Origin of the sequence: Rhodococcus sp. Eu-32 (assembly GCF_003336925.1) — a bacterium.
Classification (GTDB): Bacteria; Actinomycetota; Actinomycetes; order Mycobacteriales; family Mycobacteriaceae; genus Rhodococcoides; species Rhodococcoides kyotonensis_B.
The window spans coordinates 180,781-203,071 of sequence record NZ_QGNK01000002.1; the positions used below are offsets into that span (position 1 = coordinate 180,781).

A 22,291-nucleotide genomic window follows, 5' to 3' on the forward strand; every position below is an offset into this window, starting at 1 on the left:
CCCCGAAAGTGGACTCGATCGACCATCCCGCCACAATAGTCTCTGCGTTCGATTGCGGTGCGGCACGATCTGTTCTGAAACGGGTGACGGCATGAAACTCGCCTATCACCTTCCGGAGGCCACGGCGCACCGTGACCCGTCGAAGCGTGCGCAGGAAATGGCCGCACGAGAGGCATTCTGGCAGTTTCCGGAGCAATCCACCATACGATTCGACCGAATAGTCGACACCGCTCCCGCTCCGCAGCCCAGTCCGCCCGAGGCTAGCGACGACGAGGTGTCGACCGGAAAGATCGCGCAGGCCTTCGGAACACAGCTGATCTTCCGTGTCGTCGGAATGATCGCATCGGTCTTCACCGTCGCCATCACGACTCGTCATCTCGGCCCGACGTCGTACGGCCATTTGACGACGGCCATCGTGTTCGTCGGTCTGTGGACGAGTTTCACCGAACTCGGAATCGGCTCGGTGATCGTGCGACGCGTGACATCCGGCAAAGGTGACCTGCAACGACTGATACGTATCAACACCGGTTTGTCGTTGGTGTACTGCGTCCCACTGTCTTTGATCACCATGGCCTCGGGTCTGCTGATCTACCAGGGCGACGCCGAAGTACGCGCGATGCTGATCATCATGTCGACGACGCTGACGGTGTCGACCGTATTGACCTGCGTCCAACCGATTTTCGTCACGAAGGTGAACTTCACCGCGGTGGCGGTGTCGGACCTCGTGGGACGTATCGCATCACTGGCCGCGACGCTCGTGATGATCCAGATCGACGCGCCCCTGGTGTGGTTCGCGTCCGCGCAGGTGGTCCCTCTCGTCGTGCAACTCGTCGTCCAGTTCTGGGCCGCGGGCAAGATGATTCCGTTCTGGCCGATCTTCTCGTGGCGGGAAAGTCTCGGTCTCGTCGTCGAAAGCCTTCCGCAGACGGGTGTCCTGATCATCGGCGTGCTGTACTGGCGCACCGACGCGGTCCTGCTCAGTCTGTTGAGCACCCCTGCCCAGGTCGGTGTCTACGGCCTCGCGTACACGGTCGCCTTCACGACGTCGGTCATCTCGCAGTTCTTCCTGTCGTCGACGCTGTCGTCGATGACGCGAAAGTTCGCCGTCGACAAGAAGGGCTTCGCCGACTTCGTCGAGCGCAGCGTCGAAACCCTGTCGCTCGTGGCACTTCCCATCGGTCTGGTCGGCATCATGCTGGCGGGTCCGATCGTCGCGACCATGGGATCCGACGAATTCGTGTCCGACGGACGGCCGACCCTGGCTCTGCTCTTCTGCGCGGTAGCGGTCACCTTCATGAACGGCGTCCTCAGTCAGGCGTTGTTCGCGGCGCACGATCAGGTGTTCCTGTTGCGGCTCAACGTAGTCAACCTCGTCGTCAACATCGGTCTGAACATCGCGCTCATTCCGACGTTCGGTGCCATCGGCGCCAGCGCCGCGCTGTTGTTCGCCGAACTCAGCGGCCTCGTCGTCGTGACCTGGCGACTGCATCGCAAGAGTCCGTACCGGACGCCGGTCAAGTACATGGCCAAGGTGCTTCTCCCCCTGACCGTCACGGGCGTCGCCGTCTACTTCGTGCAGGATCTTCCGCTCGTGATCTCCGGTGTCGTGGCCGTGGTCGTCTACGCGGCGGCGAACTTAATCTTCGGGCCTGCCAAGATCGGGAATTTGAAGACCCTGCTGGACACCGAAGGTGATCCGGAGGACGAACCCATCGACGTTCCCACAGCGACCGACCGAGGAAGGACCACGCCGTGACCCGGCCCAGCAACGACGAGCGCTCGGTGAGCGTCCTGATCGTCGCCTACCGTAGCCCCGAGCAACTCCGGACGTGCCTCGATTCTCTCGACAAGCACATGCCGTCCGATTCCGTTCTGGTGTGGGACAACTCCGGCCCGGACTACCCGGGCATGGACGACGTCCGACGCAGCCACCCGACGTCGCGCTGGTTCGGCGACGGCACCAACAAGGGCTTCGCGGCAGCGGTCAACGCACTCGCCGCAGAAGCTCCGAACGACCATCTGCTGCTGCTGAATCCGGACGCCGAGGTTCTCGCACCGCTCGACCGCACCCTCGCTGCACTGCGCCGCGACGGAGTGGCCGCGGCCGCGCCCATGGTCGTCCCCAACGGGGAGAGGTTCCACTCCGAACGCACCGGCCGTCATCGTAGTTGGGATGTCGCGCACCGTGATTCCGGTGTCGTTCGATCTCTCGTGTCCAAGGCCGGCTACGCCGAAAGGCTCCGGGGCACACCGCTGTCGGACCTGTACGCGTCGGCACCGGGCGACGTGGACGGCTATCTGACGGGTGCGTGCCTCGCCATCGACCGCGACGCGTGGGACTCCGTCGGCGGTTTCGACGAGGAATTCTTCCTCTACGGCGAGGAATTCGACTGGCAGCAACGCGCTCGGGCCGCGGGGTGGACGATACGGCTCGTGGACGAGACCGCGATCGCGCACTCGGGCGCAGGCACGGTCGCCGGCGACGAGCAGGGCACGTCACGATCCGCGGAGCTGTTGCGCGCCAACGTCGCTCTCGGTCTCGAGCACCGACGCGGGGTCCACAGCGCGGACATCTATCTCGCCGGCACCTCCCTGCTCGACCGCGTGCAGCGTTCGCGTCGAGCAGCCAGGAAACGTACCCGTGCGCACGCTCGGCCGTCCATCGTGTTCACGATCAATCGGCTCGTCTACGGCGGCGCCGAACGCCATCACGTACTGCTGGCGACCGAGCTGCACCGACGGGGGTACGACGTCACGATCGCCGCGATGCAGCGGTTCGGACCTCTCGTGGCCGAGATTCCGCACACGGTGCGGGTGGTGCGCCAACCCTGGTGGGCCCCGATGATCGACACGGCGAGCAGGGATGCGATCGTCGTCAGTGGTGACACCAACACCGAGGTCGGTTTCGCGAGCCTCTGGCGCGCGGCGGGCAGACATCGGAAGTGGTTGGCGGCGGCGCACATTCCGCCGGAACTCGACGGACCCACGTACTCGACTCCGCTGGCACGTGCGATGACGCGCGCCGACGGCTTCGTCGCATTGTCGAGAGGGCATTGGGATCAGGCCACCGCGCACCAGGATCTCGGTCACCGCGTGTTCGTCGCACCCAACGGCGTGGTCTCCGGTCGGTCTCTTCCCGCCGAGGAACCGCGACGTCCGATCGCCGACGTCCCGCACCTCGTCATGCTCTCGCGCATTCTCGAACACAAGAATCCTCACCTGCTCGTCGAGGCGCTCGACGGGTTGCGTCATCTGCCGTGGGAACTGTCGATCTACGGCGACGGACCTGATCGCGAGCGGCTCGAAGCACTCACTCCGGCGGATCTGGGCGATCGAATTCGTTGGCGCGGTTGGTCTCCCGGGCCACAGCATGCGCTCGCCGACGCCGATCTTCTGTGCGTCCCCAGTCGGTCGGAGGCGTTCCCGATGGTGATTCTGGAGGCGATGGCGCGTCGCATCCCGGTCGTCGCGTCGTCGGTGTGCGCGGTTCCCGACATGCTCGATCACGGCAAGGCAGGCCGCCTCGTCGAACCGATCACCGTCGACGCGTGGCGTCGGACTCTGGCAGATCTACTCGGCGACACGTCGACGTGGCCTGCACTCGGTCTCGCCGGGTACGACCGCATGCGATCGGAGTACACGATCGAATCGATGGCCGACGCCTACGAGGAAGCGTTCGACGCCGTGCTGTCGGAGGGTTCTCGATGAAGGTACTGTGGCTGTCCCCGTGGATGCGGCCGCTGGCTCGTATACACGTGGAAGCGTTGCGCGCCCAGGGCGACGACGTCATGCTGGTCACCACCGACCAACACCCGGAGTCCGACGCGGCCCGCCCGTACGAGATCGTGCTCGACGCGCGTGTCAAACAGCCGTCGAGTTGGGTGCCGTTCCTGCGTGCCCTGCGGGCCGCGCGCGCATTCGCACCCGACGTCGTCGTCACCGAGCTCGTGCGTGATCCGCGCTGGACGGCGTTCGGCGCTCTCGCCCCTCGCGTGCAGTTGATCCACGACGACCGACCGCACGATGCGTCCGAGAATCGACCGGCCTGGGAGCGTGCGATCTTCGACCGGTGGGGCGGACGCTCCGCTGCGACGATAGCGTTCAGCGACTACGTTGCCGATGCGGTACGCCACGGGCGGGTTCCGGGCGCAGGCTCACCGGTCCATGTGATCCCGTTGACGAGCGATGTCGAAGACACACGCGTCTCGACGGTCGTTCCCGCGGATGCGCGTCGGGACGTCGTTCTGCTGGGACGCATCAACTCGTACAAGAACATCGAGGTCGTTCTCGAGGCGTGGCGACGCCATGTCGGTGGACCGGGCTGGCGTGGAGACGATCTCGTCGTCATCGGCAAAGGGGAGATCGGGGTCCCGCTGCCCCCGCACACGATTCACCGCAACGAACCGTTCCGATACGACGACGAACTCGGCGCGATCTCGCGCGCGAAAGCGTCTCTCGTGCACTATCGTCGGGCGTCGCAGAGCGGTGTTCAGGTGTTGTGCATGCAGCTCGGTGTCGCGACGATCGTCAGCGACCGGGGTGCACTACCCGAATTCCAGACTCCGGGCGAACCGGTGATCGGAGTCGACGACGTGGATGCGCTCGTCGCCGAACTCGATCGGGTTGCGAACTCCGACATTGCCTTTCGATCCGGATCTGCTGCTCGGAAGCACTACGACGCGCAGTTCTCCTCCGCCGTCGCCGGTGCTCGTCTACATGCGCTGCTCGCGGCGACGGCAGGTGTCGCGCCAGATCTCGTCCAGCCCCGCGTACCAGGCGTCGACGTCGAACTCTGATGCGGTGGCCCGCGCCCCGGCGGCGATGCGACGTCGCGCGTCACCGTCCTCGACGAGGCGTCGGATCGACTTCGCCAGTGCTGGAACGTCTCCGGGGGTCACGACGAGCGCGTCGACGTCGTCCGTGACCACTTCGCCGACGCTACCCGCCGGGGTGCACACCGGAGCGAGCCCGTGCGACATTGCCTCGAGCAGCGCCATCGGCAGGCCTTCGCTGTAGCTCGGCAACGCGAACACGTGCGATCGCGACAGGATCTCCGCGCACTGCTCGGGTGACATCCATCCCGCGACGGTCACCACGTCGCCGATTCCGTGACGGCGCACGGCTTCTCGTACCTCGTCGACGTCACCGTCGCCGCACATCGTCACCGACGTGCGTCGTCGAACGTCCTCGGGTAGCGACGCCACCGCGTCCACCAGGTCGAACGATCCCTTGCGCTGCCCGAGCCTTCCGAGCGTGACGATGCGTACGGTGTCCGTATCGATCTGCGAGGCAACCACTTCTGGTAGCCGAACCGGATTGTGCAGTACCGTCACCGCACGACGGTCCAGCCCCACGCGCTCCGCATATTCGTCGGCGAGAGCGCTACCGAGTACCAGCCACCGGTCCGCGGTCAAGGCGCGTCGAACGAAAGATCGCCCCGCCGAGGGCAGTCCGTCGAACCACCCGGCGAAATCGTAGCTGTGTGCATGCACGACGACGGGAACGCCGACGCGTCGAGCCACCGCCATGGGCAGGCATTTACGGAGAACGCTGCCACCGTGGGCGAGATGGACGTGCACCACGTCGGTGCGACGACGCGCGATCGTCCACGACGCACGCAGCATGCCGGTCACACCGACCCACAGTTTGCGAGCTCGGGTGGAATCGACGTAGGTGGCGATGCTGATCGTCCGGACGTCCGGGGACGGATTCGCCAGCATCAGCGACACGACGGTCGCCATCCCTCCACGGCTGGTCGGTGACGATGCAGCAGGCCCGATGACCAGCACACGAAGCGATTTCTGCACTGTTATAGTCTAACTGGTCTTTTCCTGTCCTCCAGCTCGAGAGTCGGTTCATGCCCCCATCCGCCAAGGGAACCCTCGAGCTCGGGTTCGGCTTGCTCCAGATCGGTGTTCGTCTCGCGAAAGCCCGGATCAGGCAGGCCCGTCGCCCGTCCGTGCACTTCGGCGCCGTGGAGGCGGAGGCCGTCACCACGGCAGGCGTGCTCGAGCTGGTGCGGACACCGCCCGAGCGTCACGCAGCCGGTCGCGGTCACATCGGTCCGCACTACCGATACTCCGTCGAGGTGGACACCGTTCCGGTCGGGTTCGTCATCGCTCTTCTCGATCACGGCACCGCGTCGGCCACCATTGTGTCGACCATCGACACAGACGATTACGACGTCGTGGCACCGGAAGCGGTTGGCGCCCTTGTCGACTCCATTCGGCACTCCGACCCATGGCTGCGACGGGCGTCGATCGCAGTCCACCCGGACGACATCGGCTTGTCGCGCGCACTCCGTCTACGGGGATTCGCCTGCGAGGGAGACGTTCCCGGCTACGTGGACGACGTCATGGGCACTCGTCGACACCTGTGGACCGCGATGCTCGACTGACGCGCGGTCACGGAATCTCGAACGTCACCAGCCCGTAGCCGCCGTCCATTCCACGTCCGTTCTGGGCCAGGCTCATCGGTTCGTAGTTCACGGTCGACGTCGCACCTGCCTTGTGCTCGTTCCACACCACCGCTGCAGACACCGTGTAGAAACCCGACGACAGACCCGAGACGTCGAATTCGACGTTCTCCTGCGCGGTGGTCGGAGCCGGAACACCACCGGTGTCGGACGACGATTGCGGTGAGGTCATGGTCCGCAGGTCGATCGCCGACGGAACGGTCTGCACCACAGCTCCGCTCGGGTCGAGCAGCCGGTACTCCACGGTCCAGTTCTCGTGAACTGCGGCGGTGCCCTTGTTGGTCCACCGGACCGTGCCCGACACCGTTCCGTCGCTGTCGGGAACACCTGCGGTGGCGTCGGCGACGTAGCGGTACCCCGACACGACGTTCGCCCTCGACCACAGCGAATAGAGATCCCGGCTCATGGTGTCGCCGTTGAACTGGTCGGGGAATCCGCTGCTCGCCGTCATGGAGACGTGGTGGTCGATGACGTCGGAGAGCGCACGCTCGTAATACTCGGTCGACGTCATGTCGTCGGGCTTCTGACACCATTCCGTCAGCACGGGCGCCGTCGAATAGCGTTCGAGCAGAACGTCGACGATCGGATCCGAGCGTTCGACGTACTTCGAGTACTGGTTCTCGGCCCAGGTCGGTACCGGCGAGAAGACGCCGAGGCAGTCCGAGCGAAGGCCGACGGGTTTGACGGTGCCCGCGAGCTCCGCACTGTCCCTGAGCAACTGCTTGACGATCTCCGGATTACCTGTGGCCGTGACCATCTGGGTGTTCCTGAACGCACGAAGATTGGCGTCGACCAACCGGATCACCGTTGCTTTGGTGATGTACTGATCTCGGTACTGACTGTAGTAACCGAGTTCCGCTTCACTCGATTGCTCGTCGGGCGCGGGCATTCCGAGCTGGTCACGCATGAACGCGACATGATTCTCGCTGAAGTCGCCGTAGCCGGACATCTCGAAGATCGACAGTCGTTCGTCTCGGTCGTACTTACGCCCGAGAGCAGCCAGGAGCGCCTCGAAGTTCCCGACGTAGTTGTTGTCGTTCCAGTTCGGGATGACCTGCTGCACGCCGTCGTACTCGTAGGTGGCCGTCGCACCGGGCACGGTCGTGAGCCAGTCGGGTACACCGATGTTGACGTTGCCCTCCGGGGACGTCTCGCAGCACGAGTCGTACGACGACACCCGCAGGCCGACGCGCATTCCCTGCGCCGCGTACGTCTCCAACGCCTCGTCGATCGCCGAGAAGTCGTACTTCGCCGATTCCGGCGCATCGGGGGGCAGCGTTCGAGGGTCGACGGGCTGGAGCGAACGCCAATCGACTCGGATGGCAGCATCTTTCGAACCCGGCCAGTCCGGATAGTGTTGCTGGCCGACGTTCGATTGCGGGAACAACCCGGTTCCGATGTTGTCGAATTGGCCGCGCATCGGGTTGACGACGTCGGGGCCGTCCATCTCACGGAACACGGGATGGTCGGTCACGGGTTCGTGCGCGACCGTCCCGACCAGGGCAGTGGCCACCGCGAGCACCGGCGCGAGAATCAGCCATCGACCGCGCATTCTTCGGTCAGACAACGGCGGACGTCGCATTCTCGTACGCCCTCCGCAGGAAAGCGGGGAGCCGTGCGTCGACGTTCATGAGGCCCTTCTACCGGAACAGAAACAGCGCACCTCGGGGGGAACGGCGCACTCTACGGACCGATAGTACAAGAACTGCCGGTAAATTAGGGTGCGTGATCGAAACCGATACTTCTCGGCCGCTGTGAAGGCCACGAGACGGGTCGTCGTCGTGTCCGTTGCCGTCGCCGTGGCCACGGCGTCGGCGGTCGGATACCCCGTATACGTCGATCCGGTAGCCGATCGGCCTGCGCATGCCGACGCGATCGTCGTCCTCGGCGGATCGGAGGACAATCGCGACGAACTCGGCCTCGAGCTCGCGGAGGACGGGTACGCGCCGGAGCTCGTGTACTCGAATCCGTACGGTTCGGTGGACCGGCTGACCGAGATCTGTCGCGACGGTCGCAGCGATGTCACCGTCGAATGTTTCGTGCCCGAACCGGGGACGACGCGCGGCGAGGCTCGCGAGATCCGCGATCGCGCGGGGCGCGAGGGATGGAAGTCGGTCGTCGTCGTCACGTCGACGCCGCACCTCTCGCGGGCCAGGTACATCATCGGCAAGTGCTGGGACGGCGACGTCACCTACGTGCCCAGTACCACCGACCGTTACGTGTTCGAGTGGGCGTGGGAGTACGTCTATCAGACCGCCGGCTATGCGCGCGCCGTGTTCGAGGACTGCTGAGCGCTACGCGGGATCGAGCAGCTTGCCGATGTCGGCGAGGTACATGCTGCGTGTGTTCGCGCTCGCGAGGTCCCGCACCCGACTGCGCACCCGCTCACGGGTCACCGGGTCGTTCGTCAAACGGTCGACGGCCTCGCGCAACGCCACGGCGTCGCCGACAGGCACGACCGCAGCCGCGAGATGCTTGTAGCCCTCGAGTCCGCGAACGTCGGTGACGACGACGGGCGTCTCCAGTGTCGCGGCGCTCATGATCCGAACGTGGCCCGCACTGACGGACCGGTCCTGCAGCGGGATGACGTAGACACTCGCCGCGGCAAGCATGTCGGCGTGCTCCTCTTCCGACACTTCGCTGCGGACGACGATGTCGGTGCCGGCGGCGGACCGAACGACGTCGTCGTGATCGTCCGCCGAACAGACGATGGTCAGATTCCACGGTCGGTCGCGGGCCGCATCGATCAGGAGATTCCAGTCGCACGAGCTGCGTCCGCTGGCGAAGACACCGACGCGGTCCGCGTCCGGCGTCGGGGTCCGCGACGTCGAATCGTCGTAGAAGTAGAAGGGAACCACCGTCACGGCCGCCGGGTCGAGGTTGTACTCGTCGATGTACAGCGACCGTTCCCACTGCGTCATCACCTGAATGGATCGGGCGGCCCGATGGAGTAGTCGCCGGTACAGGAACCTGACGGTCCTGCCCGTGAGCCCCGACTTCAACCCGGGCAGAAATTCGACGATCACGAGAGAGCGGTGGCGGCGTAGCGCGCAGATCAATGCGAGGACGACGATGCCTGCCGGCCGAGCGACGCCTTCGGACGTCACGACGATGCCGTTCCTGCCGGCCGCGGACAGCAAGGACAGCGCCGACACGACCGCGCTGACGTAGCCTCCCGACGGCTGCGCCAGGATGTCCGCACCCAACGATTCGCCGTACCAGACATTGCTCACCACACGTCGGTCCTGCCCGCTGCGCTGATCCACGTGAATCCTCCCGAATCGGAGTGCGCAGCATGTCGGACGCACGGCGCAGCTCTAGGACAGGAAGTATGACCTAGAACCTGGGCAGCTCGAACACGGGCGGAGGCGGCAGCTGGATCTGGGGAAGCTGAATCTGCGGCAATCCCGGAATCAGCGGTGCAGGAGCGGGTGCGGGCGCAGGCGCCGGAGCGGGTTCGTCGTACTGCGGAGCCTCGTACGTCTCGACGGGTGCAGCGGGAGCGGGCGCAGCTTCCGTCGTCGCGGGAGGCGGTGTCACGGTCGTGTCGGGTGTCGTGGTGGACGCCGCCGAGCTCGACGTCGACGGCACTCCGGTGACGGTGTCGGCCGTTTCCGTCGGCGCGCTCGCCGGTTCTTCCGATCCGCCGTAGCCGAGCGCGAGTCCGAGGGCTGCGACGACAGCGAGTCCACCCGCCACCAACGCCGCGCCGCGAATCTTCCGTTTCGACGTGGCCGTGCGGTCCACCGGCTCCGGGCTGAGCCAATCGGGAGCACCGGTCAGCGCCTGTGCGGGAGCTGCCACGGTCGGCTCGGGGTTCTCGACCGGTGTCGCCAGAAGCGCAGCGCCCTTGGCCGCGACGGCTTCCGGATCCCGCGGCGTGACGACGGGCAATCCGGTCCACGACCGCAGGATGGCCTCGACCAACGGAATGCGTGCGCCGCCGCCGATCAGGAAGAGGGCGTCGACGTGCTGCGGCGAACGGCTGATGACGTCGCGCACCAAACGTGCCGAGTACTCGATCGGGACGGTCACCAGCGCCTCGAACGATTCACGCGAGATCAGGATGACGCCACTTTCACCGGGCAGGCACACGGCACCGCTGGTGGACAGCTGTTCCTTCGCGATGCGGCAGCGGCTCGTGAACTCCTGCACGCCGAGCGTGTTCTGGGGGTCCACGCCCTGCTTGGCGAGTTGGTTGTCGCAGATCAGACGATCGAAATCGTCTCCGCTGATGTCGATGGTGCGCTCGGCGAGCAGAACGTTGCCCGACGCCCGATCGATGACACTGACGGTCAATCCGGAGCTGCCGAGGTCGTACAGGGCGATGGTCGAGAAGTCACCGATTTCACCGGAGGCATCGAGATACGCGAGCGCGGCTCTGGCCTCGGGGACCAACCGATAGTTGTACAACCGCTGACGGGCCATCGCCTGCTGGATGTCGCCGAACTGCTGTTGATCGCGGTACGCGACGCCGGTGGCTTCCACCTGGCTGCCGTCGTTCTGGGAGAGCACGACGCCGATCGACTCCGCTGCCAGTTCTTCGGCGCGGTCCCAGTGCGCGTCGACGGTATCGCTCTGGAAATCCAACTCTCGGTGCCCGGACGTGTGCAGGCGCAGATCGGGCCGTGCCATTCGAACGGCACTGGACCCGACCGATACACCGAGAACCTCAGTCATGACCTGCCTCACTTGGTTGGCAGCGAACGGACTCGCCGACCGGTTTGGTAACGATCCCATCTCGAAGCCGTCGCTCGGGCATCACTGTAGCCTGACCGTTCTTCGAATGCGATTGCCGGATGCAGCGAGTGACGAGGGGGCACTAGCCTGTCCCAGTGCATGTCCTCTTCGTTTGTACCGGGAACATCTGCCGCTCGCCGACCGCCGAACGCCTTGCGGTGGCCTACGCCGACGAGGCGGGTGTGCAGCTGACGGCGTCGAGCGCCGGGACGCACGGTCTGACCGGCCACGCCATGGACGAGACCGCCGCGTTGGTGCTGCGTCAGCTCGGCGGTGAACCCGACGGATTCGTCGCACGCCGCATCTCACCGCGCATCGCCGACGACGCCGACCTCATTCTGGCGATGACAGCCCGGCATCGAGACGAGGTGCTCGCAATGGCACCGAGGAAACTGCGTCGGACGTTCACTCTCCTCGAGGCGGTGTCTCTCGCAGAGCAGTCGGGAGCGCAGTCGCTCGACGACCTCGCGGCCGCACGGGCGCGACACTCGGTCGACGAGACCGACATCGCCGATCCGTACACGAGACCTCACGACGTGTACGAGAGCGTGGGGCAGCAGATAGCCGATGCACTGCCCGGAATCGTTCGTCTCTTCTGACGAGCAGTCCGGCTGTACGTCGTCGCGAGCTGAGCGCACCACCGACCGCTGAGGTAACGTTCCGATATCGGTGCCGCCGACAAGGGGACGGCAACTTCGCGTGAGGGCTGACAAGACGATGCGTGATAAGGTCATCGCGACATCTGCGGTGGCAATCGCAGGACTCGCAGTAGCCGTCGGACTCGGTATCGGCGCTCTCGGAGGCGCGTTCGACGATTCCGCCGAGCAGGTCGCGCCACCGGCGTTGCGGTCGGACCTCAGTACCGCCGTGACGGCGACGCCGTCGGCCATCACCGTTCCGCCGTCACCCACCTGGCAGGTAGCCGTGCCCACGCAGCCGCGCACGACGACCACGACGCCCCCGACCACCACCGAGACCGCGCCGACCGGTACCGACGACACGTCGACGACGCGCAGTCCCCGCAGAACCACCGCCAATCGTTCGGAGAACGAGACGACCACCGAGACGGCGACGCCCAGGCGCTGAGTCGCCGAGTCGCGCGCTACGTGACGGATCCGGACGCGCCGACCTCACCGATCGAGGATTCGAACCCGTTCTCGGCCGGGGCGAGTTCCGAAATCCACACCAGGATCGAGCGAGTCTCGGTCGCCTGGTCGAGGGCGATGTGCGTCGTACCGGGTTTCAACACGCCCGAGCCGAGAACCCGCGTCACGTCGAAATCCTCGTCCTTCTCCGGCGCAGTCCTGATCTCGACGGCCGTTCCGACGTCGTCGGATGCGATCCAGACCTCGTCGATGTCGACGGTTCGATCGAAGTCGAGGACGAGGCCGATGCCCTGCTCGGTACTGCCGAACGCGCTGCGGTAGGTGTCGGTCGACCACCGTGTGGCCGGATTGGAATCGACGGCTCGGCCCGCGTCGTTCGCGTTGTCCGCGTAGCGCACGGCAGACCACGCCTGTGCACTCGCGGGCCGCAACGGTACGTCGGCCGACGAGGGCCCGGGTCCACGAGGAGCCGACAACGACGGGACCGCGACGCTCTGTACGCCGCGGCCGAACACGGTGGTGGAGATCAACCACCCTGCACCGCCGAACAGCAGCAGCACCACCACTGCACCGATCGCCGCCGCCAGTCGCGTTCGCGACGTCATTCGTGGTGCGTCCGAGGGTTCGACGTGACCGTTCTCGATCGGCACCGCAGGCTGATCGGCGATCAACAGAACGTAGGGCGGGGTCACCATCACCCGCGGCGGGACGGCGGACGGGGTCGCGAATTTCTCCAGCGCGTCGGATCGCGGACGGTTCGGTCGCACCATGTCCATGTGTACGACCTTGACTCCGAGTTCGCGGCCCGTCGCGAGGTCTCGTGCGCGCCAGGATGAGGCGAACGACGGCGACGGGCGTTTCTCGAGCAGCCGATATCGGTCGGCCAGAACACTTCCCGCAGTGACCGTCGCGCTCATCGTCGCCTCCCACCCCGGCGACTCACCTCGCCGTGACGACAGGCCGAGGAGAGTCACTACCGTGCGGGTCATCGCCGGCGCCGTCCCCCGTGGTCCATCCCCCACGCCCGGCACTGCTGACCCTGAGGCGATTGTGCTACTTCACAACTGCGACTGTCCGGGCTTTGCGGTAACTCCTCAGGCGGATTGCGGTGCGCCCCACACCATGCGCACGACGGTGCCGTCGTGGTCGGACGTGACAGTTGTGGAGTCCGCCAGCGCGTGCATGAGAGGAACGCCGCGGCCGCGCGTCGCATCCGGGGCATGCACGGACCAGACGCCGTGGTCGCAGATCGTCACTTCGATCCGACCGGTCTCCGGGGCGTACAACGCGTGCAGATCCAGAGTCCCTGTCGCGCCGTCCTGTTGGTAAGCGTGTTCGACGGCGTTCGCCAGAGCTTCGTACGTCGCCAGAACGACGTCGTACACACGCTCCGGATCTACCTCGAGACCGGTGAGCCATTCTCCGAGTGCGACTCTGAGCGCGGACGCCCGGTCCGGGGCCGCGGCTTCGCCGTCGAAGTTCAGGTGCATGACGTCCCCTCGACCTGGGCTGAGTAACTGTCCGGTGGCAGCGTCGAGCGGCGTGTCGTCTCCACCGAGTGCTGTGACCTTCATGAGAGCGTCATACCCGAAACTTCAGGACTTACCCGCATCGAGTGCAGTAAGTGCTTCGTCGACGGTCGCGTAGATGCCGAACAGCTGGTCGAGGCCGACGAGAGCAAGCGGTCGACCGGTTGCGGGCCCATCGGCGACGACGGCGAAGCTCGCCTTCTCACCGAGCTGCTGGTGGGTCGAGGCGAGCAGCGACATTCCCGCCGACGCGAGGAACCCGACGTCGGTCAGATCGATGACGAGAGCCGCCGGCGATTTCCCGAGAACCAAGGAGATGGACTCCGACAACTGCGGTGCGGTCACCAAATCCAGCTCACCGGATACGGTCACGACGACGATGTCGTCGCGCCAATCTACTGCTACGTCGAAATGCTGAGGCCCAAGGCCCGACTCGTCCACGGTCACAGAAGAACAAGATACCCGAGGGCTCGCGGCCCCTCACATGGTGCTGTTGCGCGCTCACCTGGCGTTCGGTCGGTTTCACACTAGAGTCGATCGGGTGACGACCGATCGCCTTCCCTCGCTGTCGGCGACGGCCCTCGGTGGAGCTGTGGGCGCCGTGGCCAGATTCCAGATCTGGCAGGTACGCGATTCGTCGCGGTGGCTGATGGCCAGCACGTTCGCGGTGAACGTGGTCGGGTGCCTGCTGCTCGGTGCCGCGCTCGGATATCTGTCGGGCTCACGCGCTCCGGTGCTGCGCGCCGGCGTGCTCGGGCTCGCCTGCGGCTTCACCACGTTCGGCTTCTACGCGCTGCACGGCGTCACGTACGACGCAGCATGGCACTCGGTCCTCTACATCGTCACGACGCCGGTGCTGTCGGTCGTCGCTCTCGCAGTGGGCGCCTTGATCACCCGACCGGTGGCCGCGCGTCGATGATCCTTCTTCTATTCGTCGCCCTCGGCGGCGGCGCCGCAGCTCTGACGCACGTCGCGCTGACCGAGGCCGCCACCGATCGTCGACGCGTTCTCCTTCTCACCGTCTCGACGTGCGGGATACTCGGCGTCGTCATCGCCGCGGCACCGCCGCAATGGATCGTCGGCGTCGTGTGCTTCGGATTCCTGGGCGGCCTGGCGCCGATGTCGTCGGTCGCGTTGTGCACGGTCACGCAGATACGCGACGGCAGACTGCGCGACGCGGCGCTGTTCCTCGCGGCCAACGTCGTCGGTGGCGTCGCGTGCGTGATGTTCGGAATTCTGCTGTTGAAGTCCGGCGTGACGCTCTACTCCAAGTTCTGACAGTCGCCCTGGACTGCGGCCTTGACGAACCCAGCTACCTGGTACAGGTAGGTGTACTCCCAGAAGACGAGAGAGAAGTTGTAGGTGCGCGGCACGGCCTGCATCGTGACGTCGCCGTCGAAACACTGATCGAAGATGTAGCGCGCCCGCGGCAGGTGGTAGCGCCAACTGACGACGACGACGTGATCCCACCCTCGTTCTCGCGCGAGCTCTTGGGTGAAGATCGCTTCGCCACGCGTCGTACTCGGCTCGGGTGGAATGCAGAGCACCGTGTACTTCTCGGTGTCGGCGCCGCAGTACTTCTTCATGACGGGGTCTTTCGGCCCGTACGGGTCGGACAGCACGACGGTGTCGGCGACGCCCTGCTCGGCGAGCGAGACTCCGTATGCCTCGCGGCCGTCGTGTTCGCCGCCCAGGACGATGATGGCGTCCGCGTGCGAGATCGGATCGATGCGCGCTTTGGTGAATGTCACATAGCCGCCGATTCCGACCACCGACATCACGATGACCGGGAGCACGATGGCCACCACGATCCATCGGCTTCTCCGCATCACCCGTCCAGCGTAGGCAGCGACGCGCGACGACGCCTCGGCCAGCGATGAAGCTCACTTACCCGAACACGCATCGATGCGCCGCAGCAACCGGTAGACGGCTGCCACGGCGCATCGATGTCGTCTGCCGCGGACCTACTGGCTCGGCTGCGGGAGGTTGCAGTCCGTCACTTTGGGATTGACCCCTACGTAGTTGAGCGGACCGGCCACGACGGTGAGGGCGATGGTCCCGACGCCCGCGCAGTTCTCCGGCGCGCTGGAGGCGTATCCCCTCTGGAACACTGCGACGGCTCCGATGACGAGCCAGATCAGGACGATCAAACTGACGATTCGCATGACTTCACATCCCCTCCCGTGACCGCCCATCGGCCACTGCGGACCGGGCGGATACCCGGTCCGAGGTGGGCGAAACCCAGGCGCTGCGCGCTCGTGCGTGCTTGGTTGGCCCAGGGTCCGACTAAGCGCGCACGGGTGCGGAGCGCACTTCCAAGCTCGCGTCGGCGAGGCCGAGGTGATCGCGCAGCGTCGTTCCGGTGTAGTCGGTACGGAACAGCCCGCGGCGCTGGAGTTCCGGGACCACGAGGTCGACGAAGTCGTCGAACGTGCCGGGAGCCTGTGCTGCGGACAGGATGTAGCCGTCGGCCTCCCCGCCGTTGAACCCTTCCTCGATCTGGTCTGCGATCTGCGACGCCGTCCCGACGAACTGCGGCAGCAGAACACCCTGCGCGTACAGCTTTCCGATGTCGCGCAGCGTGAGCGAGTCCTTGTCGCTCAAGCGGTGTGCGACGTCGAACAGGCCTTGGCTACCGGGGACGGTGACCTCCTCGATGGGTGCGTCGAGGTCGTACTGCGAGAAGTCGTGGTCGGTGTGCACCGACAATGTGATCAGGCCCGAGATCGGGTCGGCGAGTTCGTTGTGGAACGCCTGCTTCTCCCGCGCGATGGACTCGGTCTCGCCGACGAACGGCACGAACGACGGGAAAATCTTGATGTCGTCCGGGTTGCGGCCGAAATTCGACGCACGGGACTTGACGTCGTCGTAGTAGGCCCTGCGTCCTTCCCTCGTCGGGTCGATCTCGAAGATCGCGTCGGCCCACCGTGCCGCGAAATCCTTTCCTGTCGACGACGATCCGGCCTGGAAGATGACCGGTCGACTCTGCGGCGAGTGCGGCACGGTGAGCGGGCCACGCGTCTTGAAGAATTCCCCGTCGTGGTCGACGGTGTGCACCTTGTCCGGATCGGCGAACAGTCCGGATTCCTTGTTCTGCACGAGGGCGTCGCGCTCCCAGCTGCCCCAGAGCTTGTACGCGACTTCGAGGAATTCCTGTGCGCGAGCGTAGCGTTCGTCGTGACCGAGATGGTTGTCGATTCCGAAGTTCTGCGCCTCGGCCTGGTTGAGCGACGTCACGACGTTCCAGCCTGCGCGCCCGCGACTGAGGTGATCGAGCGTCGCGAAGATGCGTGCGAGTTCATACGGGTGGAAGTACGTCGTCGACTTCGTGATCGCGAGGCCGATCTTGTCGGTGACGCCCGCGAGCACGGCCGCGACCAACGACGGATCGATGGTCGCCGACGCCTGAGTTCCACTGCTCAACGGAACGCGAATGTCGTTACCGTAGCGGACCGGAGTGGCCAACAGGTCGGCGAAGAACAGGAAGTCGAACTTGCCGCGTTCGAGCGTCTTCGCCACGCGCGTGTAGTAGTCGGGCCCGAGATAGTCGGTTTCCGACGCCGGATGCCGCCACGCGGCATGAGAGTGGGTGACGTGCGAGGCGATGAGAAAGCCTGCGAGGTGCAGTTCGCGTGACATGTGAATTCCCTTGTGCGTGAGTGCGATCAGAAGTAGCCGTTGAACGGCAGGGGCTCGTCGTTGAGAATTTTGTTGCCGATGGCAGCGGCCTTGTACGCGGCAGGGTTGTGCAGCGTGATCGTGCGGATGTTGCGCCAGTGCCGATCCAGGTTCTTCGCGCGCGACGCGGCAGATGCGCCGCCGACCTCGAACAGAACCGTCGCCGCACGTGTGGCGATGTCGTCGATGTGCACCTTCGCCTGCGACGCACGCAGCGACGCGAGGGCCGCAAGATCGGCGTCGGGAACGGCGTTCACGAGAGACGCGTAGGCGGCGTCGATGGCGTCCGCCGCAGCGAGCGTCGTCGACTCGGCGGCGAACGCCGTACTTGCCAGTTGTCCGACTGCGTTCTGCAGCAACGGGTCTCGCGTCAGCTCTTCGGTCGGTCCGTGCGCGAACCCGCGGGTACGGCTCTCGATCAGGTCGACGGCGTCGGTCACGACGCTGCGCAGAATTCCGCTGACGAGGCCGTGCAAGTACAGCTGGAGGAATGCGAACTGGTACGACGGGTCGGGCGCGGCGTCGAGCGGGATGCGCGAGACGATGTCGTTCTCGGTCACCGACACGGACGTGAATCGTGTTGTTCCGGTACCGGTTCGGCGCTGACCGATTCCGTCCCAGTCGTCGACGATCTCGACGCCGTCGCGATCGGTGGGAACGATGACGGATGCCACCGCGACACCGTCGATGTCGGCCCAGATGCTGACGTAGTCGGAGAACAAGGTGCCGGTGCTGTAGAACTTCTCGCCGTCGAGCAGGAACTTGTCACCGTATGCAGTCAGGTGTGTTCCGTACTTGAAGTTGCCGACGGCCTGGCTGCCGCGCTCGCTGCTGGCGTTGCCGAAGATCTTGCCCTGCAGGATCAGTTGGATCCAGCGGTCGTTCTCGAATCCCGGATAGTCGACGGCGGTCGCCTGACGGAGTCGTTCCTCGACGAACCAGAAGTGGGTGCGCAGGATGTGCGCGACGATCGGGTCGGCCTCGGCGATGTCGGTGATGACGCCGAACAGTTCGCGGACGGTGAGCCCGCCACCGCCGATGTCCTTCGGAAGTCGAAGCGCTCCGACGCCCGCCCGCCGGAGTGCGTCGATCTGGTCGAACGGGTTCTGATCCTCCAGGTCACGCCTGCTCGCTCCCTCGGCGATGGTCGCGAGAAGTGCGCGGTATTCGGTCGAGCCGGGAACGAGCACGCCGACGGGCTTGTCTACTGCGGTGGTCATGCGTTCGATCGTCGAACCTTCAGCGCACGTTGTCAGTAGTTGAAATCAGCCTGAACATAAGAATTCCCGGCTTCGGTCGCGAGAACGGGTCAGGAGGTCAGTTCCTCGACGAAGGCCACCTTGTTGCCCTCGGGGTCGAGGTCGCCGACCCCGCTCCCCGCGCACCTTTCAGCGGATGCGCACGTTGCAACCCGCGCGTTCGCTGAAACCTGCGCGGCCGAGGCGTGCCTGCACCCGACCCGTTCCCAGTTCGCCTCCCCGTCACCCGCTTTGTACGCTTACGCGAACGAAGGGACCCTTTTCGACGATGAGCAGACGCAGTCTCGACTCCTACGACGCGTACGGCGGGTGGACCGACGATTCCCGTCGGCGTAATCGGTTACGGCGACGTCGTCATGCCGATGCTCGTCGCAACCGGCACCGGACACGTCGACGCGTCCTCCTCGGGTCGGGTGTCGTCGTCCTCGTGCTGTTCGCGCTGTGCGGCTGGCTCGGATACACCGCGTACAGCGCATATTCGAATCTGACTGCGGCCAAGGACCACGCGAGTGCTGCCAGGGCTGCCCTGCTGGCGGGCAACAGCGAGCGCGCGTCCGCGCAGTCGTCGGAAGCGGTCCGCACGTCGAGCGACGCCGCGAGCGCGACGGGTTCGCCGATCTGGCGGGCCGCGTCGGCGATCCCGTTCGTCGGCAGCCCGTTGCGCACGGTCTCGAAGATCACCGAGGTGGTCGACGGGCTCGCCACCGATGTGCTCGCACCGGCGGTCGAGGTGGGAACCGCGCTCGATCCCAAGCGTCTTCGCACTCCCGACGGCCGTATCGACGTCCAGGCGTTGCGCGACGCGGCCCCCGCGCTCACCGAGGCCGCGTCGGCGGCGGATGCGTTGAACGCACGCGCGGCCGAGATCGCCGAGCCGTCGTACCTCCGCCAGGTCGACGATGCACGGATTCAACTGCAGGATCAGGTGCACGAACTGTCGACGCTTCTGACCAACACCAGCATCGCGTCGCAGGTGTTGCCGTCGATGATGGGCGCCGACGGGCCGCGTAGTTACTTCATGGCGTTTCAGACCAATGCGGAGTCGCGTGGAACCGGCGGGCTGATGGGCGGTTTCGGCATCGTGACGGCCGTCGACGGCCGTGTGCAGGTCGACGATCTCGCCCGGAACAGTGAGCTGAAGGAACGCTACGACCCGATCGACCTCGGCCCCGACTTCTACGCCGCGTACGAGGAGCGCTACCAGGCGACCCAGAACTGGCAGAACAGCAACATCAGTCCGCACTTCCCGTACGCGGGGCAGATCTGGCAGTCGATGTGGCAGCAGGAGACCGGTGAGATCGTCGACGGCGCCCTCGCGACGGATCCGGTTGCGCTCAGCTATGTACTGGACGTCGTCGGGCCCGTGACGATGGCCGACGGCGAAGTCATCGACGCCGACAACGTCGTTCGTATCACGCAGTCGGACGCCTACTTCCGCTTCCAGGACGACAACCGTGCCCGCAAGGACTACCTGCAGGAGATCGCGGCCCGGGTCGTGACGAAGATGCAGGGTGACATCGGCTCTCCCGCAGCACTGTTGGAAGCGTTGGGCCGCGCCACGAGCGAAGGTCACATCGCGGTGTGGAGTGCGGACCCCGCGATTCAGAGCATCATCGGCCCCACGAAGATCGGGCACGAGATTCCCGATTCCCCGGCCCCGTACGCGGCCGTCGCGGTCACCAACGGTGCGGGCGGAAAACTCGACTACTACTTGCAGCGCGACGTCACGTACACGGGCGGATCGTGCGAGGGGCCGACGCGTCCCACCAAGGTCGTCGCCGAGATCACCAACAACGCACCGGCTCAGGACTATCCGGTGTACGTCGCGGGGCGTCAGAACGAGTCCACTCGGTTCGGCGGCCCTCCCGGCACCAACCGCAGCGTCGTGCAGTTGTACGCGACGCAGGGCGCGACGCTCGAGAACGTCACGCTCAACGGCAACCCGGTGTTCCTGGTGACGGCGAGCGAGCGCGGGCACCCGTTCTTCTACACGCCGATCGTGACCGAGCCCGGACAGACCAACGTGCTCGAGTTCGACCTGATCGAACCGACGGCGCCGGGCGAGGCGCAGGCACCGGTGCAACCGCAGGTGCAGCCGTCGACGTCGACGGTGGACGTGCCTACCTGCCGCTGACGGCCTCGCGGTCGTCGACCAGGGTGTCGAGTTCGCGGCCCTTCGTTTCCGGGGCCGCGAACGCCATCCACAGGACGGCGACGAGGACGAGCCCGCCGACGATCGCGAACGTCATGGGCAGACCGAGCACCGGCCACAGAACCGATCCGAACAGCAGCGGAGCGAATCCCGTCGCGGCACGGCTGACCGACGACGCGTAGCCGAAACCGGAGGCGCGCAACGTCGTCGGATAGAGCTCGGAGACATAGCAGTAGAGCACCGGGATCGCGATCTGCACGACGAAACCGAAGACCGCAAGCCACACCAGTGCACCGGATCCGGCGTCGAGCATCATCGCGAAGACCACGAGCGCGGCGCCCGCCACCGGCCCCGAGATACCGATGACCCACTTACGCCCGACCACCTCGACGAGGTACGCGGACACGATCACGCCGACGATGCCGACCCCGGTCATCAGTGTCGTGCCTGCAAATGCGGCGAAGTCGTCGTAGCCCTGTCTGCGCAGAATCGACGGCATCCAGCTCAGTGCGGCGTAGTACAGCAACATGATCGACACGAAGAGCAGCCACGCGGCGGACGTGATCCGCGAGCTGTAACTCCACACTGCCTGCAGTCCTGCGAGCGCAGACCGCTTCGGCGCGGTCTCGGCGACGATCTCGTACGGCTGGAGCACGGCTCCGGTGCGCACGACCATGTCGTCGATCACCGCCCGCGCCTCGGCTTCTCGGCCGACCTTGGCGAGATAGATCGGCGATTCCGGGATTCCGCGGCGAACCCAGAACAGAAGCAGCGCAGGCAGAACCATGAACAGCAGCATGACGCGCCAGCGGGTGTCGCCGTCGATCGGCACGAGCATCGTGGCGACGACGCCACACACGGTCGCGCCGATCGGCCACCATCCGTCCATGGCGGACAGCACTTTTCCGCGTATCCGACGCGGCGAGAACTCGCTGACGAGGGCGTAGTCGACGGGAATGCAGCCGCCGAGGCCGAATCCGGCACAGAATCGGAGCAACACGAAGATCTCGAAGTTCGGCGAGAACGCACCGAGCACCGAGAAGAGCGCGAAGATCAGCAGGGTCAGCGAGAACGCGCGTTTGCGTCCGACGCGGTCGGCGATCGTGCCCCACACGACGGCGCCGACGGCCATGCCGATCAGGTTGCCCGTGGCAACGAGTCCGCGTTCGGCCTCCGAGAGATCCCAATACGTTCCGAGCAGAGGCGTCAGAAACCCGTTGAGCGCGACGTCCCAGGCATCGAACATGTAGCCGAGTCCGCCGATGACGAAGATTCGTCCCTGCACTGCCCATTTCCAGGGGAGCTCCTGCACCACCTGTTCACCGGTCTTCACCGCCGTATCTTCTCATCGC

22 protein-coding genes are annotated in these 22,291 nt (G+C 65.7%); 10 read left to right on the forward strand and 12 right to left on the reverse strand.

From position 1 onward, the window contains the following. The first annotated feature begins 91 nt into the window (after nt 1-91). Genes DK926_RS04300 through DK926_RS04310 form a run of 3 tightly spaced genes read left to right on the forward strand, consistent with a single transcriptional unit; the run spans nt 92 to nt 4,796 of the window. Nucleotides 92-1,756: a flippase gene (locus DK926_RS04300; RefSeq protein WP_243636635.1), complete on the forward strand. Its 1,665-nt coding sequence runs from the start codon at nt 92-94 to the stop codon at nt 1,754-1,756. Continuing rightward, a complete protein-coding gene (locus DK926_RS04305) occupies nt 1,753-3,708 on the forward strand; it encodes a glycosyltransferase (RefSeq protein WP_114328974.1) in 1,956 nt (651 codons plus the stop codon). Before DK926_RS04300 ends, DK926_RS04305 begins: the two co-directional genes overlap by 4 nt. Continuing rightward, entirely contained in the window at nt 3,705-4,796 is a 1,092-nt protein-coding gene (locus DK926_RS04310) for a glycosyltransferase family 4 protein (protein ID WP_114328976.1), read from the forward strand. The genes DK926_RS04305 and DK926_RS04310 overlap by 4 nt, the downstream gene beginning before the upstream one ends. On the opposite strand, the gene DK926_RS04315 is transcribed toward DK926_RS04310, so the two are convergent. After that, nucleotides 4,713-5,807 (reverse strand): glycosyltransferase family 4 protein, encoded by a 1,095-nt coding sequence (locus DK926_RS04315; protein WP_243636636.1) that lies wholly within the window; start codon nt 5,805-5,807, stop codon nt 4,713-4,715. The genes DK926_RS04310 and DK926_RS04315 overlap by 84 nt on opposite strands. Before the next feature lie 50 nt (nt 5,808-5,857). On the opposite strand from DK926_RS04315, the gene DK926_RS04320 reads away from it, so the two are divergent. Further along, nucleotides 5,858-6,397, forward strand: a complete 540-nt coding sequence (locus DK926_RS04320) for a hypothetical protein (RefSeq protein ID WP_114328980.1) — start codon at nt 5,858-5,860, stop codon at nt 6,395-6,397. 7 nt (nt 6,398-6,404) lie between these two features. Here the strand turns inward: DK926_RS04320 and DK926_RS04325 are convergent, their stop codons facing one another. Continuing rightward, nucleotides 6,405-8,042, reverse strand: a complete 1,638-nt coding sequence (locus DK926_RS04325) for a DUF4832 domain-containing protein (RefSeq protein WP_243636637.1) — start codon at nt 8,040-8,042, stop codon at nt 6,405-6,407. A gap of 187 nt (nt 8,043-8,229) precedes the next feature. On the opposite strand from DK926_RS04325, the gene DK926_RS04330 reads away from it, so the two are divergent. Continuing rightward, nucleotides 8,230-8,766, forward strand: a complete 537-nt coding sequence (locus tag DK926_RS04330) for a YdcF family protein (RefSeq protein ID WP_114328984.1) — start codon at nt 8,230-8,232, stop codon at nt 8,764-8,766. 3 nt (nt 8,767-8,769) lie between these two features. Here DK926_RS04330 and DK926_RS04335 read toward each other — a convergent pair whose 3' ends face one another. Together DK926_RS04335 and DK926_RS04340 are read right to left on the reverse strand one after the other, a co-directional pair. After that, nucleotides 8,770-9,741: a glycosyltransferase gene (locus DK926_RS04335; protein WP_114328986.1), complete on the reverse strand. Its 972-nt coding sequence runs from the start codon at nt 9,739-9,741 to the stop codon at nt 8,770-8,772. Nucleotides 9,742-9,811: 70 nt separating this feature from the next. Next, a complete protein-coding gene (locus DK926_RS04340; protein ID WP_243636638.1) occupies nt 9,812-11,155 on the reverse strand; it encodes an Hsp70 family protein in 1,344 nt (447 codons plus the stop codon). Nucleotides 11,156-11,310: 155 nt separating this feature from the next. Between DK926_RS04340 and DK926_RS04345 the strand changes: the two genes are divergently transcribed. Together DK926_RS04345 and DK926_RS04350 are read left to right on the forward strand one after the other, a co-directional pair. After that, nucleotides 11,311-11,814, forward strand: coding sequence for a low molecular weight phosphatase family protein (locus DK926_RS04345; RefSeq protein WP_114328988.1), 504 nt, complete (start codon nt 11,311-11,313; stop codon nt 11,812-11,814). A 100-nt stretch (nt 11,815-11,914) separates the two neighbouring features. Next, nucleotides 11,915-12,301, forward strand: a complete 387-nt coding sequence (locus DK926_RS04350; RefSeq protein ID WP_243636639.1) for a hypothetical protein — start codon at nt 11,915-11,917, stop codon at nt 12,299-12,301. Between the two features lie 16 nt (nt 12,302-12,317). Here DK926_RS04350 and DK926_RS04355 read toward each other — a convergent pair whose 3' ends face one another. The 3 genes from DK926_RS04355 to DK926_RS04365 all read right to left on the reverse strand — a co-directional run bounded on the left by DK926_RS04355 (nt 12,318) and on the right by DK926_RS04365 (nt 14,297). After that, nucleotides 12,318-13,310, reverse strand: a complete 993-nt coding sequence (locus tag DK926_RS04355; RefSeq protein ID WP_125833366.1) for a hypothetical protein — start codon at nt 13,308-13,310, stop codon at nt 12,318-12,320. A gap of 105 nt (nt 13,311-13,415) precedes the next feature. After that, on the reverse strand, nt 13,416-13,895 hold the full coding sequence (locus DK926_RS04360; RefSeq protein ID WP_243636640.1) for an ATP-binding protein: 480 nt from the start codon (nt 13,893-13,895) through the stop codon (nt 13,416-13,418). A gap of 21 nt (nt 13,896-13,916) precedes the next feature. After that, the gene (locus DK926_RS04365) at nt 13,917-14,297 is read right to left on the reverse strand and encodes an STAS domain-containing protein (RefSeq protein WP_068425537.1); all 381 of its coding nucleotides are present in this window, start codon (nt 14,295-14,297) and stop codon (nt 13,917-13,919) included. 94 nt (nt 14,298-14,391) lie between these two features. Here DK926_RS04365 and DK926_RS04370 point away from each other — a divergent pair, with 94 nt between their 5' ends. Both DK926_RS04370 and DK926_RS04375 read left to right on the forward strand, forming a co-directional pair. Beyond that, the gene (locus tag DK926_RS04370) at nt 14,392-14,769 is read left to right on the forward strand and encodes a CrcB family protein (protein ID WP_243636641.1); all 378 of its coding nucleotides are present in this window, start codon (nt 14,392-14,394) and stop codon (nt 14,767-14,769) included. Further along, on the forward strand, nt 14,766-15,128 hold the full coding sequence (locus tag DK926_RS04375) for a CrcB family protein (protein WP_114328993.1): 363 nt from the start codon (nt 14,766-14,768) through the stop codon (nt 15,126-15,128). Before DK926_RS04370 ends, DK926_RS04375 begins: the two co-directional genes overlap by 4 nt. Here the strand turns inward: DK926_RS04375 and DK926_RS04380 are convergent. From DK926_RS04380 to DK926_RS04395, 4 genes are all read right to left on the reverse strand, one after another. Next, nucleotides 15,113-15,679: a YdcF family protein gene (locus DK926_RS04380; protein WP_114328995.1), complete on the reverse strand. Its 567-nt coding sequence runs from the start codon at nt 15,677-15,679 to the stop codon at nt 15,113-15,115. The genes DK926_RS04375 and DK926_RS04380 overlap by 16 nt on opposite strands. A gap of 135 nt (nt 15,680-15,814) precedes the next feature. Further along, complete coding sequence (locus DK926_RS04385; protein ID WP_068425551.1) at nt 15,815-16,015, reverse strand: hypothetical protein; 201 nt, start codon at nt 16,013-16,015, stop codon at nt 15,815-15,817. A gap of 121 nt (nt 16,016-16,136) precedes the next feature. Further along, nucleotides 16,137-17,489, reverse strand: a complete 1,353-nt coding sequence (locus tag DK926_RS04390) for an LLM class flavin-dependent oxidoreductase (RefSeq protein WP_114328997.1) — start codon at nt 17,487-17,489, stop codon at nt 16,137-16,139. Nucleotides 17,490-17,515: 26 nt separating this feature from the next. Then, a complete protein-coding gene (locus DK926_RS04395; RefSeq protein ID WP_114328999.1) occupies nt 17,516-18,748 on the reverse strand; it encodes an acyl-CoA dehydrogenase in 1,233 nt (410 codons plus the stop codon). A gap of 307 nt (nt 18,749-19,055) precedes the next feature. On the opposite strand from DK926_RS04395, the gene DK926_RS04400 reads away from it, so the two are divergent. Further along, nucleotides 19,056-20,921, forward strand: coding sequence for a DUF4012 domain-containing protein (locus DK926_RS04400; RefSeq protein ID WP_114329001.1), 1,866 nt, complete (start codon nt 19,056-19,058; stop codon nt 20,919-20,921). Here DK926_RS04400 and DK926_RS04405 read toward each other — a convergent pair. Further along, nucleotides 20,908-22,272 carry an MFS transporter gene (locus DK926_RS04405; RefSeq protein ID WP_114329003.1) on the reverse strand — a complete coding sequence of 455 codons (1,365 nt, stop codon included), beginning with the start codon at nt 22,270-22,272 and terminating at the stop codon, nt 20,908-20,910. The genes DK926_RS04400 and DK926_RS04405 overlap by 14 nt on opposite strands. Nucleotides 22,273-22,291 lie beyond the last annotated feature (19 nt).